The organism is Macrococcus equipercicus (genome assembly GCF_004359525.2).
Lineage (GTDB): Bacteria > Bacillota > Bacilli > Staphylococcales > Staphylococcaceae > Macrococcus > Macrococcus equipercicus.
The window spans coordinates 1-20,477 of the sequence record NZ_SCWC02000007.1; the positions used below are offsets into that span (position 1 = coordinate 1).

24 protein-coding genes are annotated in these 20,477 nt (G+C 43.9%); 5 read left to right on the forward strand and 19 right to left on the reverse strand.

The window, feature by feature from the left end; genetic code table 11:
- Nucleotides 1–564: 564 nt before the first annotated feature.
- Nucleotides 565–963, forward strand: a complete 399-nt coding sequence (locus ERX35_RS08855; protein WP_246143146.1) for a DUF2614 family zinc ribbon-containing protein — start codon at nt 565–567, stop codon at nt 961–963.
- 33 nt (nt 964–996) lie between these two features.
- On the opposite strand, the gene perR is transcribed toward ERX35_RS08855, so the two are convergent.
- From perR to ERX35_RS08870, 3 genes are all read right to left on the reverse strand, one after another.
- A complete protein-coding gene (gene perR, locus ERX35_RS08860) occupies nt 997–1,452 on the reverse strand; it encodes a peroxide-responsive transcriptional repressor PerR (RefSeq protein ID WP_149459544.1) in 456 nt (151 codons plus the stop codon).
- Between the two features lie 73 nt (nt 1,453–1,525).
- Nucleotides 1,526–2,476 carry an NAD(P)-dependent oxidoreductase gene (locus ERX35_RS08865; RefSeq protein WP_149459545.1) on the reverse strand — a complete coding sequence of 317 codons (951 nt, stop codon included), beginning with the start codon at nt 2,474–2,476 and terminating at the stop codon, nt 1,526–1,528.
- A complete protein-coding gene (locus ERX35_RS08870) occupies nt 2,473–2,922 on the reverse strand; it encodes a peroxiredoxin (protein WP_149459546.1) in 450 nt (149 codons plus the stop codon). Before ERX35_RS08870 ends, ERX35_RS08865 begins: the two co-directional genes overlap by 4 nt.
- A gap of 80 nt (nt 2,923–3,002) precedes the next feature.
- Between ERX35_RS08870 and ERX35_RS08875 the strand changes: the two genes are divergently transcribed.
- Complete coding sequence (locus ERX35_RS08875) at nt 3,003–4,301, forward strand: glutamate-1-semialdehyde 2,1-aminomutase (RefSeq protein WP_149459547.1); 1,299 nt, start codon at nt 3,003–3,005, stop codon at nt 4,299–4,301.
- 50 nt (nt 4,302–4,351) lie between these two features.
- On the forward strand, nt 4,352–5,443 hold the full coding sequence (locus tag ERX35_RS08880) for an FUSC family protein (RefSeq protein WP_149459548.1): 1,092 nt from the start codon (nt 4,352–4,354) through the stop codon (nt 5,441–5,443).
- A gap of 97 nt (nt 5,444–5,540) precedes the next feature.
- Here the strand turns inward: ERX35_RS08880 and ERX35_RS08885 are convergent, their stop codons facing one another.
- From ERX35_RS08885 to mutY, 4 genes are all read right to left on the reverse strand, one after another.
- Nucleotides 5,541–6,143 carry a DNA-3-methyladenine glycosylase gene (locus tag ERX35_RS08885; RefSeq protein WP_149459549.1) on the reverse strand — a complete coding sequence of 201 codons (603 nt, stop codon included), beginning with the start codon at nt 6,141–6,143 and terminating at the stop codon, nt 5,541–5,543.
- A gap of 81 nt (nt 6,144–6,224) precedes the next feature.
- Nucleotides 6,225–7,967, reverse strand: a complete 1,743-nt coding sequence (locus tag ERX35_RS08890; RefSeq protein ID WP_149459550.1) for an ABC transporter ATP-binding protein — start codon at nt 7,965–7,967, stop codon at nt 6,225–6,227.
- Nucleotides 7,968–8,122: 155 nt separating this feature from the next.
- Nucleotides 8,123–8,674, reverse strand: coding sequence for a nucleoside tri-diphosphate phosphatase (ntdP, locus tag ERX35_RS08895; protein WP_149459551.1), 552 nt, complete (start codon nt 8,672–8,674; stop codon nt 8,123–8,125).
- A gap of 73 nt (nt 8,675–8,747) precedes the next feature.
- The gene (mutY, locus tag ERX35_RS08900; RefSeq protein WP_149459552.1) at nt 8,748–9,788 is read right to left on the reverse strand and encodes an A/G-specific adenine glycosylase; all 1,041 of its coding nucleotides are present in this window, start codon (nt 9,786–9,788) and stop codon (nt 8,748–8,750) included.
- Between the two features lie 74 nt (nt 9,789–9,862).
- Between mutY and ERX35_RS08905 the strand changes: the two genes are divergently transcribed.
- Nucleotides 9,863–10,873 (forward strand): metal-dependent hydrolase, encoded by a 1,011-nt coding sequence (locus ERX35_RS08905; protein ID WP_149459553.1) that lies wholly within the window; start codon nt 9,863–9,865, stop codon nt 10,871–10,873.
- A 45-nt stretch (nt 10,874–10,918) separates the two neighbouring features.
- Here the strand turns inward: ERX35_RS08905 and ERX35_RS08910 are convergent, their stop codons facing one another.
- From ERX35_RS08910 to ERX35_RS08960, 12 genes are all read right to left on the reverse strand, one after another.
- On the reverse strand, nt 10,919–11,683 hold the full coding sequence (locus tag ERX35_RS08910) for a hypothetical protein (protein WP_149459554.1): 765 nt from the start codon (nt 11,681–11,683) through the stop codon (nt 10,919–10,921).
- 9 nt (nt 11,684–11,692) lie between these two features.
- Nucleotides 11,693–13,219 carry an ATP-binding cassette domain-containing protein gene (locus tag ERX35_RS08915; protein WP_149459555.1) on the reverse strand — a complete coding sequence of 509 codons (1,527 nt, stop codon included), beginning with the start codon at nt 13,217–13,219 and terminating at the stop codon, nt 11,693–11,695.
- Nucleotides 13,220–13,231: 12 nt separating this feature from the next.
- Complete coding sequence (locus tag ERX35_RS08920; RefSeq protein WP_149459556.1) at nt 13,232–13,555, reverse strand: YfhH family protein; 324 nt, start codon at nt 13,553–13,555, stop codon at nt 13,232–13,234.
- Entirely contained in the window at nt 13,548–14,342 is a 795-nt protein-coding gene (gene recX, locus ERX35_RS08925) for a recombination regulator RecX (RefSeq protein WP_149459557.1), read from the reverse strand. The genes ERX35_RS08920 and recX overlap by 8 nt, the downstream gene beginning before the upstream one ends.
- Before the next feature lie 15 nt (nt 14,343–14,357).
- A complete protein-coding gene (locus tag ERX35_RS08930; RefSeq protein ID WP_342779912.1) occupies nt 14,358–15,077 on the reverse strand; it encodes a glycosyltransferase in 720 nt (239 codons plus the stop codon).
- Between the two features lie 162 nt (nt 15,078–15,239).
- The gene (locus tag ERX35_RS08935) at nt 15,240–15,758 is read right to left on the reverse strand and encodes a type 1 glutamine amidotransferase domain-containing protein (RefSeq protein WP_149459559.1); all 519 of its coding nucleotides are present in this window, start codon (nt 15,756–15,758) and stop codon (nt 15,240–15,242) included.
- A 66-nt stretch (nt 15,759–15,824) separates the two neighbouring features.
- Complete coding sequence (rlmD, locus tag ERX35_RS08940; RefSeq protein WP_149459560.1) at nt 15,825–17,201, reverse strand: 23S rRNA (uracil(1939)-C(5))-methyltransferase RlmD; 1,377 nt, start codon at nt 17,199–17,201, stop codon at nt 15,825–15,827.
- Between the two features lie 10 nt (nt 17,202–17,211).
- Nucleotides 17,212–17,370 carry an SE1561 family protein gene (locus ERX35_RS11450; RefSeq protein ID WP_170234595.1) on the reverse strand — a complete coding sequence of 53 codons (159 nt, stop codon included), beginning with the start codon at nt 17,368–17,370 and terminating at the stop codon, nt 17,212–17,214.
- 180 nt (nt 17,371–17,550) lie between these two features.
- Nucleotides 17,551–18,069, reverse strand: a complete 519-nt coding sequence (locus ERX35_RS08945) for an acyl-CoA thioesterase (RefSeq protein WP_149459561.1) — start codon at nt 18,067–18,069, stop codon at nt 17,551–17,553.
- 101 nt (nt 18,070–18,170) lie between these two features.
- Entirely contained in the window at nt 18,171–18,362 is a 192-nt protein-coding gene (locus tag ERX35_RS08950; protein ID WP_149459562.1) for a hypothetical protein, read from the reverse strand.
- Nucleotides 18,363–18,415: 53 nt separating this feature from the next.
- The gene (locus ERX35_RS08955) at nt 18,416–19,651 is read right to left on the reverse strand and encodes an aminopeptidase (RefSeq protein ID WP_149459563.1); all 1,236 of its coding nucleotides are present in this window, start codon (nt 19,649–19,651) and stop codon (nt 18,416–18,418) included.
- Between the two features lie 15 nt (nt 19,652–19,666).
- Nucleotides 19,667–19,864 (reverse strand): DUF1128 family protein, encoded by a 198-nt coding sequence (locus ERX35_RS08960; protein ID WP_149459564.1) that lies wholly within the window; start codon nt 19,862–19,864, stop codon nt 19,667–19,669.
- Nucleotides 19,865–20,029: 165 nt separating this feature from the next.
- Here ERX35_RS08960 and ERX35_RS11705 point away from each other — a divergent pair, with 165 nt between their 5' ends.
- Nucleotides 20,030–20,458, forward strand: a complete 429-nt coding sequence (locus ERX35_RS11705) for a hypothetical protein (RefSeq protein WP_425463268.1) — start codon at nt 20,030–20,032, stop codon at nt 20,456–20,458.
- Nucleotides 20,459–20,477: the final 19 nt, after the last annotated feature.

Consider the following 20,477-nt stretch of genomic DNA (forward strand, 5'->3'; position numbering starts at 1 on the left):
AAACTCTCCATAATAGTTTGTCTGATAAAAGCTCGTTGACTGCTTAAGCCAGTCACTCTGAAAGTACTAAAGTACTCAAATTATTGGAATTAACGTTGACATATTGTCATTCAGTTTTCAATGTTCATTTTTCGCTGTTACAAGATTAAATTATATCAGCTATCTTCTTTCGAAGCAAGCCTTTTATTTAGGAAGTTTTACACTCAAGCGTTAGCTGCTTGTCAGTGTTTTATTCCCTCTTGCATAAAAAATTTTACTCGCTTTTTGTTCTAAAGACAAGCGTCTTTTTTACACTTTTCATCATTTAATTATCAAGCTTTTGCGATGTTTGTCTGCTGTTTTCAGCGACTTTTATATCTTAACAAGATGACTGGAAAGAGTCAACAGTTTTTCTGCAATTTTTTTAACTTCTTTTCTCTATAGAAGAAAGCTTATAAGTTTTCTTCTTATTATTAGTGCGCTGAGAAGCTAGCAGCAAAAATCTGTGACTTTTCAGTGGCTTCTGCATTATATGAAGATAGATATGCTATAATGCTTGCAGTAATTAATCAAGGAGATGATTATTTGAAATTCGCTAAAAAGCCAACAAGTAAAATTAACCGCATTAGAACATGGGCACTTGCACTGATTTTTATTGCGATGATTGTCATGTACTTAGGTGTTGTGCTGTTTTACTACACGAAAAGTCAGCTGCTGTTCTCATTGTTTTTACTTCTTGGAACATTGGCTTTCATATTAAGTTTTGTCGTGTATTTCTGGATTGGCATGTTATCTACGAGGGCCGTCACAGTGCTCTGTCCGAACTGCAATCAATATACGAAGATGCTGGGCCGTGCTGATATATGTGCCCGCTGTAACGAACCGCTGACGCTGGATCCGACTCTGGCCGGCAAAACATTCGACCAGGACTATAATAACAAACGTAAAAGTAAGAAGCTGGAACAGGAAAGTGAAGCTGAGTAAAAAATCACCCTTACAATAAGTAAGGGTGATTTTTTACTGCTCTGCTTTCTGCTGGCACTCAGGACAGATACCATAGATCTCCATCCGGTGGTGAGTGACATTGAAGTTCGTGATGTGTTCTGCTATATTCTCTACTTCATCTAATCTTGGATAATGGAAGTCGTTAATCTTTCCACATTCGCTGCAAATGATATGGTAATGATTATGTGAGTCAAAATCAAATCGACTAGCTGCATCGCCATAAGTCAGTTCTTTGACCAGTCCGCTTTCTTTGAAGACTTTCAAGTTATTATAAACCGTCGCTACACTCATACTTGAGTATTGTGGAGCTAACGCCTTATAGATTTCATCTGCTGTCGGATGGCTATCCGCTTCGATCAAGTAGTTAAGTACGGCTTGTCTCTGCGGTGTAATTCTGACACCACTGTCTCGAAGCTGCTGTACTGCCTCATGCAGTTTCGCTTCTGCTGAAACACTTTCAACCGCCATACTCGCACCTTCTTTCTACTTATTTTATTTCTTTCATCATACCTGTAAAAGTCAAATTGTGTCAATGTAGATGTTAGTAGCCTTTGTCGTAATCGACAAGATTGATGAAGGCGCTGCTGTGCTCGATGCCCTTTTTCAGATTTCCCTTGAAGATATTAGTCGCCCTAGCATTATAGTGCCTGCTCAATCCGGTAATATGCGGCGTCATGATGACATTAGCTAGTTGATAGAGCGGATTGTCTTCATTGAGAGGCTCATGCTCATACACATCAAGTGCAGCTTTACGGATCACTCGATTCTCCAGTACTTTCACCAGTGTATCTTCTGCAACCACCGTCCCTCTTCCGACGTTGATGAACAGAGCATCTTTCCCCATAGCTTCGAAGTCTTCCCGTGTCAGCAGCTCAATGGTCTCTGCTGTTTCAGGCAGAACATTGACGATGATGTCAGCTTGCGTGAATGCACTCCTTCTATTAGTAAGCGGCTCTGTCTCGTTAAAATGTTCGACACTCCGCCCGTCTGTATTAACGCCGATAGTCTTCATACCGAAAGCGCGGGCGATACGCGCTGCGTTCTTTGCGATTTCCCCGGTGCCGATAAAACAGATGGCCTGTTCATAGAGTTCTGAAGTTCTGATTGCCGTCTTGTAGCCCCGGTTTTCCTGCAGCTCCTGAAACTCAGCCAGATGCTTGTAGTCAGCCATAATATACGCAAATATGAACTCAGCTATTTGTATTTTATGTATGCCGCGTGCATTCGTCAGTATAATACCCCGTTCTTTCATATAAGAGAGCGGCAGCTTGTTGACACCCGCCACATACCAGACAAGCCATTTCAATTTCGGCATCTGTCCAAGCAGCGCTTCATCGAGCTTCGTCTGCTGAGCAATCAGTACTTCCACTGACGATAAATCTTCCGGCGTCAAATAATCAAGTGATTCCCGCTCAATGAACTCATGCTCATTAAATTCATCTTTCAGCTCATCGAGTAAATGTTTCAGCTTGACTGTTGATACAATTTTCATGACTGTCCCTCCAGTGCTGCAGTAATATCGTCGAACTGCTCTTTCACTTTCACTTTGTCAAACCGTCTCATAATTTCAAGATCCGGCCCGATGATTAGTGTCGTCCGGACAATTCCCATCGCTTCTTTGCCGAAACTCTTCTTCAGCTGATAAATACCCAGCTGTTCGGATAACTTAAACCCGTCATCGACAAGCAGGTCAAATCCGATATGATGCTTGGTGATAAAATTTTGGTGCTTCTTCCGGCTGTCTCCACTGATGCCGTATACTTGGATGCCTTTAGCGGCAAAGTACTCAATATGTTCAGTGAAATCAACGGCCTGCGCGGTGCATGTCGGTGTATTATCCCGCGGATAGAAGTAGAGAATACTCGTTTGTCCGAGCAGCTGCTGCTCTGTAATAAATTCCCCGTGCTGATTCTCCAGCTGGAATGCCGGTACTTTCATAATTGCCCCTCCTGTTCAAAGTTCACTCCTATTTATGTTACGATATGTTATGTAAAATATTAAGCAAAAGAGGTTATAGTATGAAATTTACAGAGTCAGAACGAGTTCAGCAGGAAGCAGAACAGTATATTTTAGGCGGCGTCAATTCACCGTCCCGCTCTTATAAAGCAGTCGGCGGCGGTGCCCCGGTCGTCATGGAGCGCGGCGATGGTGCCTACTTCTATGATGCCGACGGCAATCAATACATCGACTACCTGGCAGCGTACGGTCCGATTATTGCCGGCCATGCCCACCCGCATATTACTGAAGCCATCAACAAAGCGGCTGAAACCGGTATATTATTCGGAACGCCGACTAAACACGAAGTAACGTTCGCTAAAATGCTGCAGGAGGCTATTCCTTCCCTTGAAAAAGTCCGTTTCGTCAATTCAGGGACAGAAGCCGTGATGACAACGATCCGCGTCGCCCGCGCCTATACAAAGCGCGATAAAATCATCAAGTTTGCCGGCTGTTACCACGGTCATTCTGACTTAGTGCTCGTGGCAGCAGGCAGCGGACCCAGCCAGTTAGGAACACCTGATTCTGCCGGCGTCCCTAAAAGTGTCGCCCAGGAAGTGATCACTGTTCCGTTCAATGATATTGAGTCATTCAAAGAAGCCGTGAATCATTTCAGCGACCAGATTGCAGCCGTACTCGTTGAACCGATTGTCGGTAACTTCGGTATTGTTGAACCTGTATCTGGATTCCTTGAAGCTGTGAATGACATTGCCCACGCTAATGGTTCACTCGTCATCTATGATGAAGTCATCACAGCATTCCGCTTCTGCTACGGCGGCGCCCAGGATATGCTCGGCGTGAAACCTGACTTGACAGCGTTCGGCAAGATCATCGGCGGCGGACTGCCGATTGGTGCTTACGGCGGCCGGCAGGATATTATGGAGCAGGTCGCACCGCTCGGCAAGGCGTATCAGGCAGGCACGATGGCAGGTAACCCGCTCAGTATGCAGGCAGGCATCGCCCTACTTGAAGTCATTAAAGAGGAAGGCACTTACGACTACCTCGACCGGCTCGGCAAGCAGCTGGAAGACGGCATCAATGCATTGATCACAGAATATGAGATCCCTGCGACCATCAACCGCTTAAAAGGGGCCATGACCATCTACTTCACGACTGAGAAAGTCACAAGTTACGAGCAGGCTGAAAATACAGACGGCGAACTGTTCGCCCGCTTCTTCAAACTGATGCTTAATCAAGGCATTAACTTAGCTCCTTCTAAATATGAAGCATGGTTTATCACCATCAGACATACAGAAGAAGATATCAAACAGACATTGCTCGCTGTTGAAAACAGTTTCAAGCAGCTTTCTCTTGTAAAGTAAAGAGGGATACTGTATAAGAATAGTATCATCTTAATAAATGAGGTTACTATATGAAACTAGGGGCTCGAATATTCAAGACAGGTGTCTCCATAGCACTGGCACTGTTTTTAGCACAGTTTATCAGTCTTCAGGGTTCAGTTGTCTCCGGCATTTCAGCGTTGTTCGCGATGCAGCCGAGCGTCTACAAATCTTATAAGACTATTATCGAGCAGTTTCAAGGAAATATCATCGGCGCTTTACTTGCTGTCGCCATGGTCCAGCTGTTTGGTGTCCATATTTTAATCATCGCGCTGTCATCCATTATACTGATCGCCGTGCTCTCTCAGCTCAAACTGCAGAACGTTACCGGCCTTGCAGTTGTCACCCAGCTGATCATCATGGATCACCATCAAGGAGATTTCTTTCAGACCGCACTCATGCGCTTTGCCTTCGTGATGATCGGTGTGATCAGCGCGTCCATCGTCAACCTTGTTTTTCTGCCGCCGAAGTATGAGACAAAGCTTTACTACAACTGCTTGAATGTGTGCGGTGATATTTTCAAATGGATCCGGCTCAGCATCAACGGCACAAGCGAATATCATATCGTAAAAAAAGATCTGGAAGAGTTTCACTCGCGAATTACATCGCTCGAATCCCAGTACAATCTGTACAAGGATGAGCGGGCCTATACTAAGCGCCAGGCTTATCAGAACACCCGCAAGAAAATATTGTTCAAAGAAATGATCAGTGCAACACGCAAGGCATATGAGCTGCTCAGAAAACTGAATCGCTATGAAAACGATATTTTGAATCTGCCGGAAGACTTAAGAATACAGATGAAATTTGAACTGGATGAACTAATGAGCTATCACGAGGAACTGCTGATGCGTGTGACGAACAAAGTATCACTCGGCCGCGCCGCGAATACCTCACTCGTCAATGACCAGTTCAAAGAAGACCTGCTTGATGTCTACTTAAAAGAGCTGAACAGCTATCATGCCCGTGAAGAAAATTACTACAAGCAGCACGTTTTTCAAGTCATCGGTGCGATGTTTGAATACCGCGAAAAACTGGAACACTTGGATACGCTCACTCACAGCTTCTACAACTATCATAAAGAAGAAAAGAAAATCACTGTCGAAGATGAGAATTTCGATATGTAATCTGTCATGACTTATTCGTTATCACAATAACCCCCCTCACTTTTAGTTACACTAAAAGTGAGGGGGGTTATTTTTTGTCAGCTATCTATAAATATCCTTACAGCCATCCAAGCTGCTGTGCCGGTTTCACGCGGTCTTTTGACACATACGGATTTCCTTTGACGGTGAAGCGGTACAAATAATCGACCGCTTCTTCTTTATTGGCGATGCCGATTCTCTTTGATTCAAGGATCACTTCAGGGCTGCGCCCTGCTTCAATTAAGATCGGTCCTTCATTCAGTTTCAGACCATTATGCAGGTCACGCTTCACGCCAAGGCTTTTCGTCAATTTCCCCGGTCCGTCTGTCAGATGATCTGTTCTGCCGCGCCGCTCCTGCATCACATCGATTCCTTCCAGCGGTTCTATCGCCCGGATCAGCACTCCTTCAGGCGACTCTTGATCACGCGTGATGAAATTCATACAGTGATGGCCATGCATCGTATAGACATAGATTGTCCCGTAATCCCTGAACATCATCTCATTTTTCTTCGTCCGTCTGCCGCCGAATGCATGGGCCGCTTTATCATGAATCCCTAAATACGCTTCAACTTCTGTAATATAGCCTGACGTCGTCGTGCCGTCAACGATAGTCGTCAGTTTTTTGCCGAGCAGCGCTTTTGCTGCGGCCAATGTGTCATCTTCCATAAAACTTAAGTCCATTTATATCTCCTCTTTCACTTCGGTGTTCTTATAAAAATACCCCTGATGTATGGTTATCATACATCAGGGGTATACCGGAAGTTAACCTTCCAGATGCTGTATCGTATAAAGATTGTAATAATGTGATTCATTCTGCATCAGTTCCTGATGCGTGCCTGTCTCAACGATTTCACCGTTCTGCACGACTACAATTTTGTCTGCATGAGTAATTGTTGACAGACGATGGGCGACGATGACTGTTGTCCGGTCCTGAGACAATATCTCGAGTGCCTCCTGGATGACTGCCTCACTTTCAAGGTCAAGCGCACTAGTCGCTTCATCAAGAATTAAGATCGGTGGATTTTTCAGGAACACACGGGCGATAGCAACGCGCTGCTTCTGCCCGCCTGATAACTTAACGCCGCGCTCACCGACTTCAGTGTCATAACCGGCGGGCAGACTCATGATGAAGTCATGGGCGTTGGCAAGCTTCGCCGCATAGATCATCTCATCTTCTGTCGCATCCGGTTTACCGAGCAGTATATTCTCTCTGATGGATTCTGAGAACAGAATATTGTCCTGCATGACCATGCCGATCTGACTGCGCAGACTTGCTATCGTATAAGCATCTATCGGCCGGCCGTCAATCAGAATTCTACCTGATGTCACATCGTAAAATCTCGGAATCAGACTGATCATCGTAGATTTACCGCCGCCGCTCATACCGACGAACGCAACAGTCTGACCGCTCTCAATATCAAGACTGACATGACGGAGCACTTCACTTTCATCTTCATTATATTTGAAGCCGACCTGCTCAAATGTAATGCCGCCATGCTCGATTGTCATCGCTTTGGCACCGGGTTTATCAACGATGTCATAAGGTTCATCAAACAGCTGGAACATTCTGTCCATCGACGCTAAACTTTGTGTCAAAGTCGTCGATGATGAAACGAGTCGTCTTAACGGGCCATAGAGCCGGTCAAGATAGGCGATGAACGCCGCAAGACTGCCGACCGTCATGCCATCATTGATAACGAAATAAGCACCGAAGCCGACGACAAGGAGCGGCCCGATATCGGTTACCGTATTGATGACAGCAAAACTTTTCGCATTCCACTTTGCATGTTCAGTCGCCTTTGTCAGGAAGTTCATGTTTCTCTTGTTGAAGCGTTCGTTCTCATTCTCTTCAATAGCGAAGCTTTTAATGACCGTCATCCCCTGCACCCGTTCATGCAGGAAGCCCTGCACTTCTGCCAGTGACTGCGACCGTCTGCGGGTCAGCTTACGGAGATTGCCGAAGAAATAATAAACACTGAAAATGTAAAACGGGAAGATAATAAGTGAGACAAGCGTCAGCTTAGCATCCATCGTCCACATAATGGCCAGGGCAATAATGATAGTGACAAGATCAAGCCAGACATTCATAAGCCCTGTGACAATGAAATCTTTCGTTGATTCCACATCATTGATAACACGTGAAATCACCTCGCCGACTTTATTGTTCGCATAGAAGCGGACACTTAACGCCTGGAGATGACGGTATAACTTTTTACGTATATCATAAAGAATTTTGTTGCTCGTCCACTGCGCTAAATACTGCCGGTAATATTCGACCGGCGGCCGGATGACCGTAAAGATAAAGCCGAAGATCAGCAGCACGCGCAGCAGCGCATCTTTTTTATCTGCAAGTGACATCGTGTGACTGCCGATGACATCGTCAATGACATATTTAATAAGCAGTGGTATTAACAGCGGTATACCAAACTTCAGTATACCGATTAAGATCGTCAGTATGATCAGCCATGTATAAGGCTTAACAAACTGCAGATACCTTCTGAACATTCAATCATCTCCTTAAAATGTAAGAGCCCGAGATAACATCCTCCTTCTTCGAACTGAACTTCACCGATGAAACCGGAGACGCAATGCTGGTTGTCCGATCCATGAAGCAGGCACGTCTTTCTATGTTCGAAGAAATATAGATATTAGTCTCAGACTCAGTCTTCCATCATACGTTTTTGCAGATGAAAACGTTCCTGCCAGACTTTAATAAAGTCAGGCGCAAATGGTCCTTTTTTTCGTTCAATCCATTGCTGCAAAGTATCAACGTTTCTTCTCAGGATCTGATCAATCGCCGCCGGATAGTTCATCTGTTTCATATGCTGCTGATACTCATCCTCATCCAGCAAGTGATATTTGCCATTTGGGTATACCTTGATATCCAGATCATAATCAATATATTTGATTGCCTCTGTATCATAGACAAAGGGTGACGACAGATTACAGTAATAGTAGACGCCGTCTTCTCTGAACATGCAGATAACATTGAACCAGTACTCTGCATGGAAATAGACAATCGCCGGTTCTCTCGTAATCCAGGTTCGTCCATCACTTTCAGTGACAAGTGTCCGGTTATTCCCCCCAATGATGACGTGATTCGTTCCCTTTAAAATCGTTGTTTCAGACCAGACGCGGTGGATTTTCCCGTTATGCTTATAACTTTGAATCTGCACGCTCTGGCCTTCTTTTGGTATGGATTCTTTGACCATGTTCCACACCACCTAATGAATAGTATTTGCATACATATTATAGCATAGATTGTGCAGCATGAAACGAATTTGTCTAGCTCCCTGTCTTCAAGTAATGCTCATAAATCTTCGTCATTGACACCGGAAACGTGTAATTCTCTTTTTCTTCTCGTGCTATAAAGTGGTAATCACCCGTTGCACTGTCAGTCGTCCGGTACAAATAAACGTCAAGCAGCCAGTCTAGATGCGTGAATTTATGAGTCACTGTATGAAACAATTCCGCTTCCTGATATAAGTTCATATGGAGCAGCTCTTCAATGTCTGCAAGTGACGCCTCTTCATCCACCACGGGAAACTGCCACATACCGCCCAGCAGCCCGCTAGTCGGCCGCTGCACAATAAGCAGTTCACCTTGATCGTTGACGATGAGCAGCACTTTATAGCGGTATGACTTCCGCTTGAGCTTTTTGACTTTCACCGGCCGCTGCAGAACGGTACCTTCGGCGAAAGCTTCACAATGGTCCTGCACTGGACAGAGCATGCAGATTGGGTTTTTCGGTGTACAGACAGTCGCTCCGAGCTCCATCAGTGCTTCGTTGAAATCTCCTGCCGCATCCGGCATCACGGCCATCACTTTTGCTTCAAAATGTTTTCTTGCCGTACTTTTAGCGATGTCAGTCGCATCATCATCAAGTCTTGAGAATACCCGGTAGACATTGCCGTCTACTGCCGGATACTTCAAGTTATAGGCGATGCTCATGACAGCCCCGCGTGTATACGGGCCGACACCTTTCAAGCTTAAGAAAGCATCGCCGTCTTTCGGCACGACACCCCCGTACTGCTCCTGCACTTCGCGCACACCTGCCTGGAAATTCCGGACCCGCGAATAATAGCCGAGTCCTTCCCAATATTTCAGCACTTCGTCTTCATCTGCTGCTACAAGACTCGTCATCGTCGGGAACCGTTCGATGAATCTGTTGTAGTAACCTTTCACAGTGACGACTTGTGTCTGCTGCAGCATGACTTCTGACAGCCATATTTTATATGGATCATTCGTCTCACGCCACGGCATAGACCGCTTGTTGTTATGGAACCAGTCCAGCAGATTATGTGAGAATGTCTCTATCTTATACAATAACTTCACCTCTAAGTCTAAATATTTATTTATACGTATATATTCGATTATAATGATAGGAAAGGAGGGGTAGTATGGATACTGCAACACACTTCGCAATGGGTGCAGCACTCGCGGGGCTCGCTACAATAGATCCCGCAGCTGCAGCCCACTATCCTGTATTCGTGACCGCTGTTGTTGCCGGCTCTCAAATACCAGACATTGACACTGTCTTAAAGTTAAGAAACAATGCCGTCTATATTACCCATCACCGAGGGATCACACACTCCATTCCTTTCACTTTCATGTGGCCGGTACTTATAACTGCAATTCTTTACTGCTTTAACCACAACATCAATGTCATGCATTTATGGGCATGGACACAGTTCGCCGTCTTTCTTCATGTTTTCGTTGATATATTCAACTCATACGGCACGCAGGCATTAAGACCTATTTCGAAAGAATGGATTCAGATTGGTATCATCAATACATTCGACCCGATTATTTTCTCCCTGCTGCTGGCAGGATGCGTCATCTGGGCATGGGGAGGCCCTCCGTTCTATACATTCGTTATCATCTTCTTAATACTAGTCATTTACTATATCATTAGAAGAAATCTTCAGCAAATGATTAAGAAGCGTGCGATGAAATTAATAGCGACGCACGAAACCGTACAAAAAGTGTTCGTCGCTCCAACGGCCCAGTTCTATGAATGGCGCGTCGGCATCCAGACGGATAAATTTGACTACATCGGCCGCAGCTACGGGACAACCGTGAACTTCAGTGATAAGTTCAAGCGAGAGCCCTATCCTTCGGACGAAGTGATGATTCATGCGAAGGATGATCCGAACTTAGTAGCTTTCCGAAGCTTCAGCTCTATTTACCGCTGGACATTTATCGAGCAGCCGTTCGGCTATGAACTGAGATTGATTGATCTGCGTTATTTAAAGAACGGTCACTATTCTTTTGTCGCTATCCTTAATCTGGACCATGAGTATAACGTGACCCATAGTTATACCGGCTGGGTATTCTCAGAGAAAAAACTGCAGGACAAACTGAAACAAAGCGTCATCAAAAGTAATATCCAGCTGAATGCCCGGCACTGAAAAAGCCAGATGGAATGATTATTCCATCTGGCTTTTCGTTTACTATCAATTGGTTTTATTCATGTTGATCTCATCTTTCATCAGCTTGTAGAAATAGCCGGTCCATAAGTAGATGAGCACCAGCTCAAAAATGAACAGCAGATGATTCGGATAATTATAAAATGCCGACGTGCCGAGGACGACTGATTCCTGAAAGCCGTTCACTAAAAAATAAAAGGGATTCAGCTTCAGTATGTTGAGCAGTCCAGTCGGCATCATAGATGGCACCCAGAGTATTGGTAGTGTTAAAAAGAGCACGGCTATAGCACTGCCGATGATGACCGGTTTCTGTCTAAAGAGACTGACCAAAATGCATACCGGCATGAGCAGTAAATACGTTAGCGCGATAAAATAGACGACGCCGAGCCAGCTTGTTTCAAGCTGTATGCCGCTGATTGATTTGATGACCAGCAGCAGCAGAAACGAGATTAAAAAAGTAAAGAAAAAATTAATGATCTGTATATTGACGAGCACATAGACCGGTAAGTTCGTGATATTAAGGATAAATCCTTTTCTCGGCAGTATTAAGTTCGAGATGATGATCGATCCTGCTATCCATAACAGCATGACATAGCCGCTCAGCTGAAAAATACGTGTCGACCGGTCAATCGGCATGCTGCCCATTAAGTTGAGCAGCAGAAGTGCAAGCACAATGACGATCATATTGGCTGACAGAAAGATAATATACTGCTGCAGATGATAACGGAGTTCTATCCAGATGTTTCTCAGCATATAGGGAACATATTTAACTAAATTTATCACTTCATTCATTCAATTCACCTACATCTTAAAATACAGCCACTGCTTACGTTCAAAATCAGCTACCGCATAGGCATCGCCGATTTTGACAATCCACTGCCTGTCCTTAATATTAAATTTCTTTTTCAGTTCATCGGCCTTCAGCATCGGGAAGCTGATGCCCGTCATTTTATTCGCATCATTGAAGTGAAGGAAAATATCATTCTTTGTCAGCTTAATGCGGAACCGGTCACTGGATTCCGGATACAGCTCTTTATTGATCGTCGCATGACTTTTACCGAGATAGCTGTTAAAGAAATCCTTGAAGTTCGCATAGTTACTATACATATAGTCGCTCAGCTCATCAAAGTCATGCTCATCATATAAGGCTGCCGGATTAATATAAAGCATATGGCTCCGCTTCATCGTCATTGCTTTATCGCCGTAGGAGATCCGGTAATCAGTATCATTGAATCCGGTGACTTCCATCAATGTACCGGCAGGAACTTTGACGACCGGCCTGTTCTGATAAATAATCGGCTGATTATCCGCTTCGACTACCACAAAGGCATATTTATCGGTAAACGCTTCTTTCTTTTTGACGATTGCCGTTTCGTCCTTCATTTCAGTCTTCGGCTCATAAGCCACCTGCTGCCATACAAGGATAAACATAATGAGGCATAGCGTCATGACCACAAGTGTTGTGAGCAGCAGTTTCTTGACATCTTTATCGAGCAGACTTTTGGAGTGCCTGGATACGCGGCGCATCGCTTCTTCATTGCCGACAGCCTGCCGCTGCATCTTGTAATCAAGGTCAAACAGCTCTCCGTTCTTTGTCCTAAGTGATTCGTTATAACGTGACAAATAATTCTCATAAACCGGCATGACTTCTTCCGGTTTCCCCGACTTCCTCACCTGACCATGGCTGATCCACGTCATATAGTTCGCTTTCTCTTCGATTAACTTAAGTTCGTCTTCAATGAGGACGACTGCTTTGTTCTCCATCATCAACAGATCAATCACGGTTCTGAACTTCTCTTTGAACAATGGCGTTAAATGCCGGGATAGTTCATCATAAATCACCACTTCAGGTTTCAGGAAATAAGTAAGCGCTATAAACAGCTGTGACTTCTCACTTACTGTCAGCTGATCGAATGGTGATTTCGACTTATCCTGCAGTTCAGCATAACTGAGTATCTGCCCTATCTTGTCAGGAAAATCTGTCAGCGGCACATTATATGACAGTAAAATCGTTTCAATCATCTGATTCAGTGAATGCCGCCCTGTGAACCGGTGATTATGGCTCGCCAGAAACGTCGGCGAGTCATTGCGGACTTTTCCGCTTGACGGCTCAATGACTTTGGAGATCAGTTTGCCGATGACTGATTTCCCGGATCCCGGCAGTCCAGTGATACCTAGCGTTTCACCACGGTATAAATGGATGGTCACATTGTTGACTTCCACATAACGCTGTTCCTTGTTATGCAGCCTTCTGAAAGGGCTCATATTTGCTGTGTCCCTGAAATATTTAGTTACGTTAACCAGTCTGACAAGTATCTCACCGGACATATCGTTGCTCCTTTACTCTTTCAGCTGCAGCAGGGCCAGCGGTATGCCTTCTTCACTGGAAGTGCCGTTTAATCTGAATCCCCATGCAAATATTCCTTTAATACGTTCTACTTTGAAGTAATGATCTTCAATACCGATCAACCGGTAGACTTGGCCGATTGTGACCAGGTCTGGATCAACTAAATAACTTTCTGCAATCAGTGCCTTCCGCTGATATACTTCGTATTCATTGATGACACCCATCGTTTCAGCTTTTCGTGCTTGCTCTCGATAGTGCGCAATGACTTCACGTAGTTCGTGCGCCGTCATTTCAACTAATTTTTTGTCTTCACTCATCTGCTATACCACTTTCCTTCAGCGCCGGTAATAGTTCATCATATGAGAACCCTTTACGCATCATCGCTGTAATGACTTTTTGTTTCAGTTCATTGCCGGAAGCTTTACGTGACCATTTTGCGACCTGCTTCTCCAGTTCGTTGTGCATGACATCCCGGTCCCCGTTATATGATATCTCTTTCATATAAGGGATTATGATATTCAAATTATAACCTTTTTGGACAAGGGTTTGTATTGTTTTTTGTTCAGCCAGCCGCTTCGATGACTTACGCGCATGTTTATCGAGTTGTTTCTGGATAAGCCCGGTCATCCGTTCCTCATCCATCTGCTCTGTATAGTACTCATAGTACGCGTCGATCAAATCGCGTTCAATCCCTTTTTCAAACAGCTTCTGCTTAAAGATATCCGGTCCTTTGTCCGTTGTGTTGATCATCGTGTTCATCAGACTCCGGGCGTAATCATCGTGATTGATATAACCATTATCATAGCAGTATTTCAGTACTTGACTAACGGTTTCTTCCGGCACTTCATCTTTCAGCAAATAATCGCGAATTTCTTTTTCAGTGCGTTTCTTGAACGACAGATAGCCGATAGCACGATTAATCGCCCTGCGGTAATCATCATAAAGCTTGATTTCCGCAAGGCGTTCTTTTGTTACTTCATCGTCTTTTCTTAAATTGAAGTGGACATAAGTCGCACTGTCTATTCCCATATGAAAGTTACCATCAATATAAAGGTTGAAGCGGTCCTTGTTGTTTTTCTGGACTTCTATCATCGTAATCTTCATTGATTCTCCCCTTTATCAGTTCACCGGGATGCCTGCTACTGCTGCGTCGTACTGCATCTGTGTGATTAACTTCTGCTCAAGCATCTTGTCCAGCGTGTTCTTTGTGCGTGTTTGCAGTGCAGTATCTGCCGCAAAGTTCTCGGCATGGTAATTACTCGGTGCGTTAATGACGCTCGCAAGAATCGCACTCTGCAGCACTGTAATTTGAGGCAGATAGCCGTTCATATAGGTCGTCGTGCCAAAATATGTGTTAGCGGCCTGCTCTATATTATAAATATTATCACCGAAGTAGATAGAACTTAAGTAATAACTCAAAATTTGGTCTTTTGAGTAGTTATTTTCAATTCGTTTTGCAACGACAATCTCCTTCAGTTTACGGGATATGGATTTCTCATTGTTAAAGAAATAATTTTTGACCAGCTGCTGAGTAATAGTACTGCCTCCTTGAGACGCTTCCCCATTTTTCAGCGATATGACAAGCGCACGACCTGTCCCGAGCCAGTCGACACCATCATGCTGATAAAACCGTTTATCTTCAACTGCGATAAAAGCATTTTTAACGTAGTCGGGCATATTTGAAGCAGCGACATATGTTTTTTCATTTTGAATGTCCTGCAGTGAATCGATATTAACTTTCATGCCTTGATAGTAATAAAAACCGAGAACTAACGCGATGACTAAAATAGGAACGAATAAAAACAAACAGCCGCAGCCGCGTCTTTTCCTTCTCATCAACTTTCTCCTTCCTTTGTATATTGATTAAATAGTAACAAATATAACCGCACGAAGGAACGTTAATTACTCGGGAACACAATAAATCAGACTTAAGCCGTAGAGAGAATAAGCCGGGATATCTTCAATAAAAATAAGAGCCGTGACGGCTCTTATTATAAGATGCTATTTAAGCTGTGCTAATAATTCACGGTTGAAATCAGGCAGGTCATCAGGCGTTCTTGAAGTGACAAGTTTACCGTCAACTACTACTGATTCGTCGACTACTGTTGCCCCTGCATTTTCAAGATCTTTACGTACTGACAGATAACTTGTTAATTTACGGCCGCTCAGCTCATTTGTGTCAATGAGTAACTGCGGACCGTGGCAAATAGCAAACACCGGTTTGTCAGCTGCAAAGAATTCTTTCGTGAACTGTCCAAAACGTCCTTCTTTATCGCCGCGCAGCTGGTCAGGTGAAAAACCGCCCGGAATAAGTAATGCGTCATAATCAGACGCTTGAACATCAGCAATTCCTTTATCAATCTGAACTTCTGTGTTTTCTTTTTTGCCTTTGACGCTTGTACCTGCTTCTTTACCGATGACTTCTACTTCATAGCCCTCGCCTTTCAGTGCTTCTACCGGGCTTGTATACTCAACATCTTCGAACAAATTATCTAATACGACTGCTACTTTCTTAGTCATGAATAAATTCCTCCTATAAGTAGTGATAGTATTATTTACCCGTCTGCCATGTCATAAAACATACGTTTAGCCGAGCCGTTTTTTTCTGCTGAATTTGACGACCATTTCGACCTGGACAGTCTGCGGGAACATATCAACCGGCTGAATAAAGTCTACTGTAAATGCTTTCGTCAAATGCGCGAGGTCTTTAGCAAGAGATGATGGATTTCTGCTGATATAGATTAATGTCTTCGGCTTGATATCATTGAATGCATCTAATTCGTCGAATGATAGGCCGGCTCTTGTCGGATTGACAGTGATAACATCAGGATAAAACCCTTCCTCAATCCACTCTTCCAGCTTATCAAGCGGCTCACCCGCTTCAAACTTGCAGTTTTCAATATTATTCAGTGCTGCATTATAGACCGCATTAATGATTGCTGCATCGTCCACATGGACGCCGCGCACTTCTTCTGCCTGCTCCGCAAGCCAGAGCGCGCTGCCCCCTGTGCCGCAGAAAAGGTCAGCCACTGATTCCGTTCCTGTTAAAGCTGCTGCGTCTTTAATCGCTTTGTATAATACAGTGCTCTGTTCTGTATTGATCTGGAAAAATCCTTCCGGCGTCAAATCATATTCAAAATGCGCGAGCAGCTCACGAATCGTCGGTTCACCTTTAATAATCAGCGTCTCTGGCCCAAGAACGCGGGATTCTTTGTCAGCGTTAATATTCAGCGCCAGACTTTTCACGCCTGGAATGCGCATAATGCGTTCGGCAAGCATATCCAGCTTATTAAGTGAAGCAGTTGTCGCCACAATCACCACTTGAATGTCACCGGTCTCTTTCGCGATACGCGTCACGATAAAACGGACACCGTCTTCCCGCTGCGGATTTTTAGCGACATCAATATTCAGTTCGCTCATAATCCGCTTGACTTCATTAGTCACTGCCATTGTCCGGCTGTCCTGCACGATGCAGTCATCGATATCAATCAATGTATTGGAATGTTCCTTATAGAGTCCGGCACGTATGGTCCGTCCTGATTTTTCGACAGGGAATAAGTTCATATTGCGGTATCTGAATGGTTCTGCCATACCGATGACTGGACTCACTTTATCTTCCGGTATATGCCCGGCGTAGCGGTCGAGCGAGTCTTTAATAATCTGCTGCTTGTATTCCAGCTGTGCCGGATAGCTTAAATGCTGGATTTGACAGCCACCGCACAGATGAAACACAGGGCACGGGGCTTTCACGCGGTCTTTTGAACGCTCTCTAATTTTCAGCATTTTACCTTCGAGATACTTAGTGTTGACTCGTGTCACCTGCACAAGCACTACCTCACCCGGCAGAGCGTCAGGAACGAACATTGCTTTACGCTTGTAATACCCTACGCCTTCTCCGTTAATGCCGAGCCGTTTAATTGTCAGCGGGAACTTCTGTCCTACTTTTACATTGATATCTGCCATGTATTACTCCTTAAGATTTAATTGACTTCACTTTCTGTTCCAATTGATCCAGGATTGCAAGCCACTCATCGATATCAGCAAGATCCGTTGTTTCAGGATTCACAGATTCAATCTCTTCAATAAAATCCGTTAACTTCTCTTTAATTTCATTTAATGATTCATTAGCCATCTTCATCTCTCCAGTTTTCAATCTTTTATTTAGTCGTCCTTTATTATGTACCACATAGCCATCACTTTCAATCTTATTCTGTTTGACACACGAACGGGGATCATACCATCAGTAAAAAAAGACGGCCCGGACAATCGTCCAAGTCATCTCTTATGAACAGCTCAAACTGCCGGGCAGTAGTTAAACATATAATTTCGTGGCAAAGAAATTAAGCAGCTCTTTACTCTGCGTCACACGTTCTTTACGCTTCTGTGCTCTTTCCTTACCGGTTTCATTCAGCCAGACTTGATCTTCAGTCTCCCCGTACACTTCCGGCACCTGCACCGGCTTATTATTCTCGTCCAGCGCGACAAATGTCAGAAAGCTGATAGCGGCGAGCTGTTTCGTCTGCTCAAGCACATTTTCAGCAATAATCTTGACGCATACTTCAAGCGATGAATTGCCTGTGTAAGTCACTAATGACACTAATGAGACAATCTCGCCCGGACGGATCGGTTTGATGAAGTCGACTGAATCGGTCGAGGCAGTGACGACTGAGCGGCCGCAGTGTCTTGTCGCGGCAATCGCTGCTACGTCATCAATCATCGCCATCAGTCTGCCGCCGAACAATGTATTGTGATGGTTCGTATCTGTCGGAAATACTTGCTGTGTTTTAATGGTCCGTGATTCGGACATGGATTTTCGCTGTCTTTCTGTCATAACTTGATCCCCTTATCCCTTATATTACTTCTATTTTACATGATGTATTTAAATAAAGACATAAAAAAAGAGATAGCGGACTATCTCTTTTGTCATTCTTATTAATACATGTCGTCTGCAAAGACTTTCTTCTCAAGCGCTTCTTCAGGCGTGTCAATTTTCTCAGCTTCTGATGAAACGAACGCATGACGCAGGAAATACATCAACGCTCCACCGAATACAAACATTGAGAAGAGGAAAGCTAATACTACAAACCACATCATTGGTTCAGACATCATTGGATTTTCAGCCATTATTTATCCTCCTGTTCATCTACAGCTATTATCATATCATTTTTAACTTTAAATTAAAACGCCCAATTCCCGTTGATGAAGATTGGTTCTTCATTGCCCTCAGCTGTAATTCCGCTGATGTTCATTTTAGCACTGCCGATCATGAAGTCTTCATGAGTGATTGAGTTGTTCAGTCCCGCTGCTGTCAGTTCATCATCAGACATCAACTTGCCGCCTTCAAGACAGAACGGGTAAGCAGAACCGAGCGCTAAATGGCATGAAGCATTCTCATCGAACAGCGTATTATAGAACAGCACCTGGCTGTTAGAAATCGGTGAATCATGTGGTACTAAAGCAACTTCTCCTAAATAAGCGGCAGCGTCGTCGGATTCTAACAGACCTTTCAGTATGTCTTCTCCAGTCTCCGCTTTGTAATCTACTACTTTGCCGTCTTTAAAAGTGAGCACGAAATTATCGATGATATTGCCGCCGTAACTGAGCGGCAGCGTACTGCTGACCGTGCCGTTGACCTCATCTTTATGTGGAACTGTGAACACTTCTTCCGTCGGCATGTTAGCCATAAAATCGATACCTGCCGCGCTGACAGAAGAAGCACCGCACCAAATATGACCTTCCGGCAGTCCGATTGTAAGGTCTGTGCCGGGCGCCGTATATTTAAGCGCTTTGTAGTTTTTCTTATTTAAGTAATCGGCCTTAAGATGAAGGTTCTCGTTATGTGCTTCCCATGCCTTGACAGGATTTTCAACGTCTGCACGCACTGTATATAAAATCAGTTCAAGCAGCTTGTCGAACGCTGCTTCCTTGTCAAGTTCCGGGAACACAAGCTGCGCCCACTCATAAGAAGGATAAGCTGCTACCGTCCATGCGAACTGATCAGACTGCATCATCTTCATATATTCTTTGAAAGCTGTGCCATAAGCACGCATGTTTGCTGCTAATTTTTCAGGATCTGCATCTTTTAGACTTTCAGGACTTGAAGAGATCAGTGCCAGCTGTGCTGCCCCGTCTTTTGCATAGTCCATCCGTTCGTCTACTACATAATCCGGAAAATTAGTAATCACTTCAAGTGGACGGTACTGGAAAGCAAGCTGCGACAGCCGGTCATCACTATAAGCCACATGAACATCTTCCGATCCTGCTTTGTACGCTTCTTCTACTACTAAATGGACAAATTCTGCCGCATCTACTGTCGCTCTAATATAAACACGCTGCTTCGGCTGAACGTTCATGCCGACATTGACCAGCAGACGTGCATATGTTTGTAACTTCTCATCCCGCTTGGTTATCATTCTTAAAACTCCCCTTTACTTTCTTAAACTACCTAAAGCTTCTGTAATAGCTGTCATTTCGCTTGGTGATATATTATCGCGTTTCATGACCATCTCATAGAGTTCCTGCAGTTCATCTGTTTTTGCGTCATCAATACTTTCAGGTTTTATGACACCGATATTAACCAGCTTCAACTTACCGGCAATAGCGTTCAACATTTCTTCTTTAGTCATTGTATAGTCCTTTCTGTTCAGTGTGAATTCTACTTCATTCTAGCAAAACTACATCTGTCTTGAAACATTTTAATTATTTTCTTGCCGAAAAGAAGTTTATCCATATATGATAGTGGATATACATACATTAACAACACAAAACATTTATCCAGGAGGAGATTCAACATGAATAACAAATTAGTCCCAGCAGTAGTAGCAGGTGCAGCAATTGGTGCCGCTGTTGCTCTATTAGACAAAAAAACACGCAGCTCAGTAAAAGGCCAAGTTAACAACGTAGGCCAAGTGACTAAAAATCCATCAAGTGTTAAAGATAAAGCATTGAACATCAAAGATGAGTTCCTTTACTGGAAAGACCAGGTGGAAGAAATCCGCCGCAATAACCCAGAACTCGAAAAAGCATTAATTCAGGCGAAAGACTTAGTAGTCAGCTTACGTAACGGCGATGCCAGCGTTAACAACTTAAGCGATGCTTTAAAGCAGACTAAACCTGAAAATAATGATAACAACAATACTAACTCTAATAAAAATAACAATAACAATAATAACAACAACAATAATAAAACGTTTGATCAGCATAAATCAAACAATAAATAATCAACAATAACTTAATAGC

Excerpts from the sequence above, each read along its gene's own strand:
- ERX35_RS08890 (WP_149459550.1), bottom strand. The coding sequence starts at position 7,967 with ATGTTCAGAAGGTATCTGCAGTTTGTTAAGCCTTATACATGGCTGATC.
- ERX35_RS08955 (WP_149459563.1), bottom strand. The coding sequence starts at position 19,651 with ATGATAACCAAGCGGGATGAGAAGTTACAAACATATGCACGTCTGCTG.
- ERX35_RS11705 (WP_425463268.1), top strand. The coding sequence starts at position 20,030 with ATGAATAACAAATTAGTCCCAGCAGTAGTAGCAGGTGCAGCAATTGGT.
- ERX35_RS08915 (WP_149459555.1), bottom strand. The coding sequence starts at position 13,219 with ATGTCCGGTGAGATACTTGTCAGACTGGTTAACGTAACTAAATATTTC.
- ERX35_RS08935 (WP_149459559.1), bottom strand. The coding sequence starts at position 15,758 with ATGACTAAGAAAGTAGCAGTCGTATTAGATAATTTGTTCGAAGATGTT.
- ERX35_RS08875 (WP_149459547.1), top strand. The coding sequence starts at position 3,003 with ATGAAATTTACAGAGTCAGAACGAGTTCAGCAGGAAGCAGAACAGTAT.
- ntdP (WP_149459551.1), bottom strand. The coding sequence starts at position 8,674 with ATGGTCAAAGAATCCATACCAAAAGAAGGCCAGAGCGTGCAGATTCAA.
- ERX35_RS08885 (WP_149459549.1), bottom strand. The coding sequence starts at position 6,143 with ATGGACTTAAGTTTTATGGAAGATGACACATTGGCCGCAGCAAAAGCG.
- ERX35_RS08945 (WP_149459561.1), bottom strand. The coding sequence starts at position 18,069 with ATGACAGAAAGACAGCGAAAATCCATGTCCGAATCACGGACCATTAAA.
- ERX35_RS08865 (WP_149459545.1), bottom strand. The coding sequence starts at position 2,476 with ATGAAAATTGTATCAACAGTCAAGCTGAAACATTTACTCGATGAGCTG.
- ERX35_RS08880 (WP_149459548.1), top strand. The coding sequence starts at position 4,352 with ATGAAACTAGGGGCTCGAATATTCAAGACAGGTGTCTCCATAGCACTG.
- ERX35_RS08950 (WP_149459562.1), bottom strand. The coding sequence starts at position 18,362 with ATGGCTGAAAATCCAATGATGTCTGAACCAATGATGTGGTTTGTAGTA.
- ERX35_RS08910 (WP_149459554.1), bottom strand. The coding sequence starts at position 11,683 with ATGAATGAAGTGATAAATTTAGTTAAATATGTTCCCTATATGCTGAGA.
- ERX35_RS08960 (WP_149459564.1), bottom strand. The coding sequence starts at position 19,864 with ATGACTAAAGAAGAAATGTTGAACGCTATTGCCGGTAAGTTGAAGCTG.
- ERX35_RS08870 (WP_149459546.1), bottom strand. The coding sequence starts at position 2,922 with ATGAAAGTACCGGCATTCCAGCTGGAGAATCAGCACGGGGAATTTATT.
- ERX35_RS08920 (WP_149459556.1), bottom strand. The coding sequence starts at position 13,555 with ATGAGTGAAGACAAAAAATTAGTTGAAATGACGGCGCACGAACTACGT.
- rlmD (WP_149459560.1), bottom strand. The coding sequence starts at position 17,201 with ATGGCAGATATCAATGTAAAAGTAGGACAGAAGTTCCCGCTGACAATT.
- recX (WP_149459557.1), bottom strand. The coding sequence starts at position 14,342 with ATGAAGATTACGATGATAGAAGTCCAGAAAAACAACAAGGACCGCTTC.
- ERX35_RS11450 (WP_170234595.1), bottom strand. The coding sequence starts at position 17,370 with ATGGCTAATGAATCATTAAATGAAATTAAAGAGAAGTTAACGGATTTT.
- perR (WP_149459544.1), bottom strand. The coding sequence starts at position 1,452 with ATGGCGGTTGAAAGTGTTTCAGCAGAAGCGAAACTGCATGAGGCAGTA.
- ERX35_RS08905 (WP_149459553.1), top strand. The coding sequence starts at position 9,863 with ATGGATACTGCAACACACTTCGCAATGGGTGCAGCACTCGCGGGGCTC.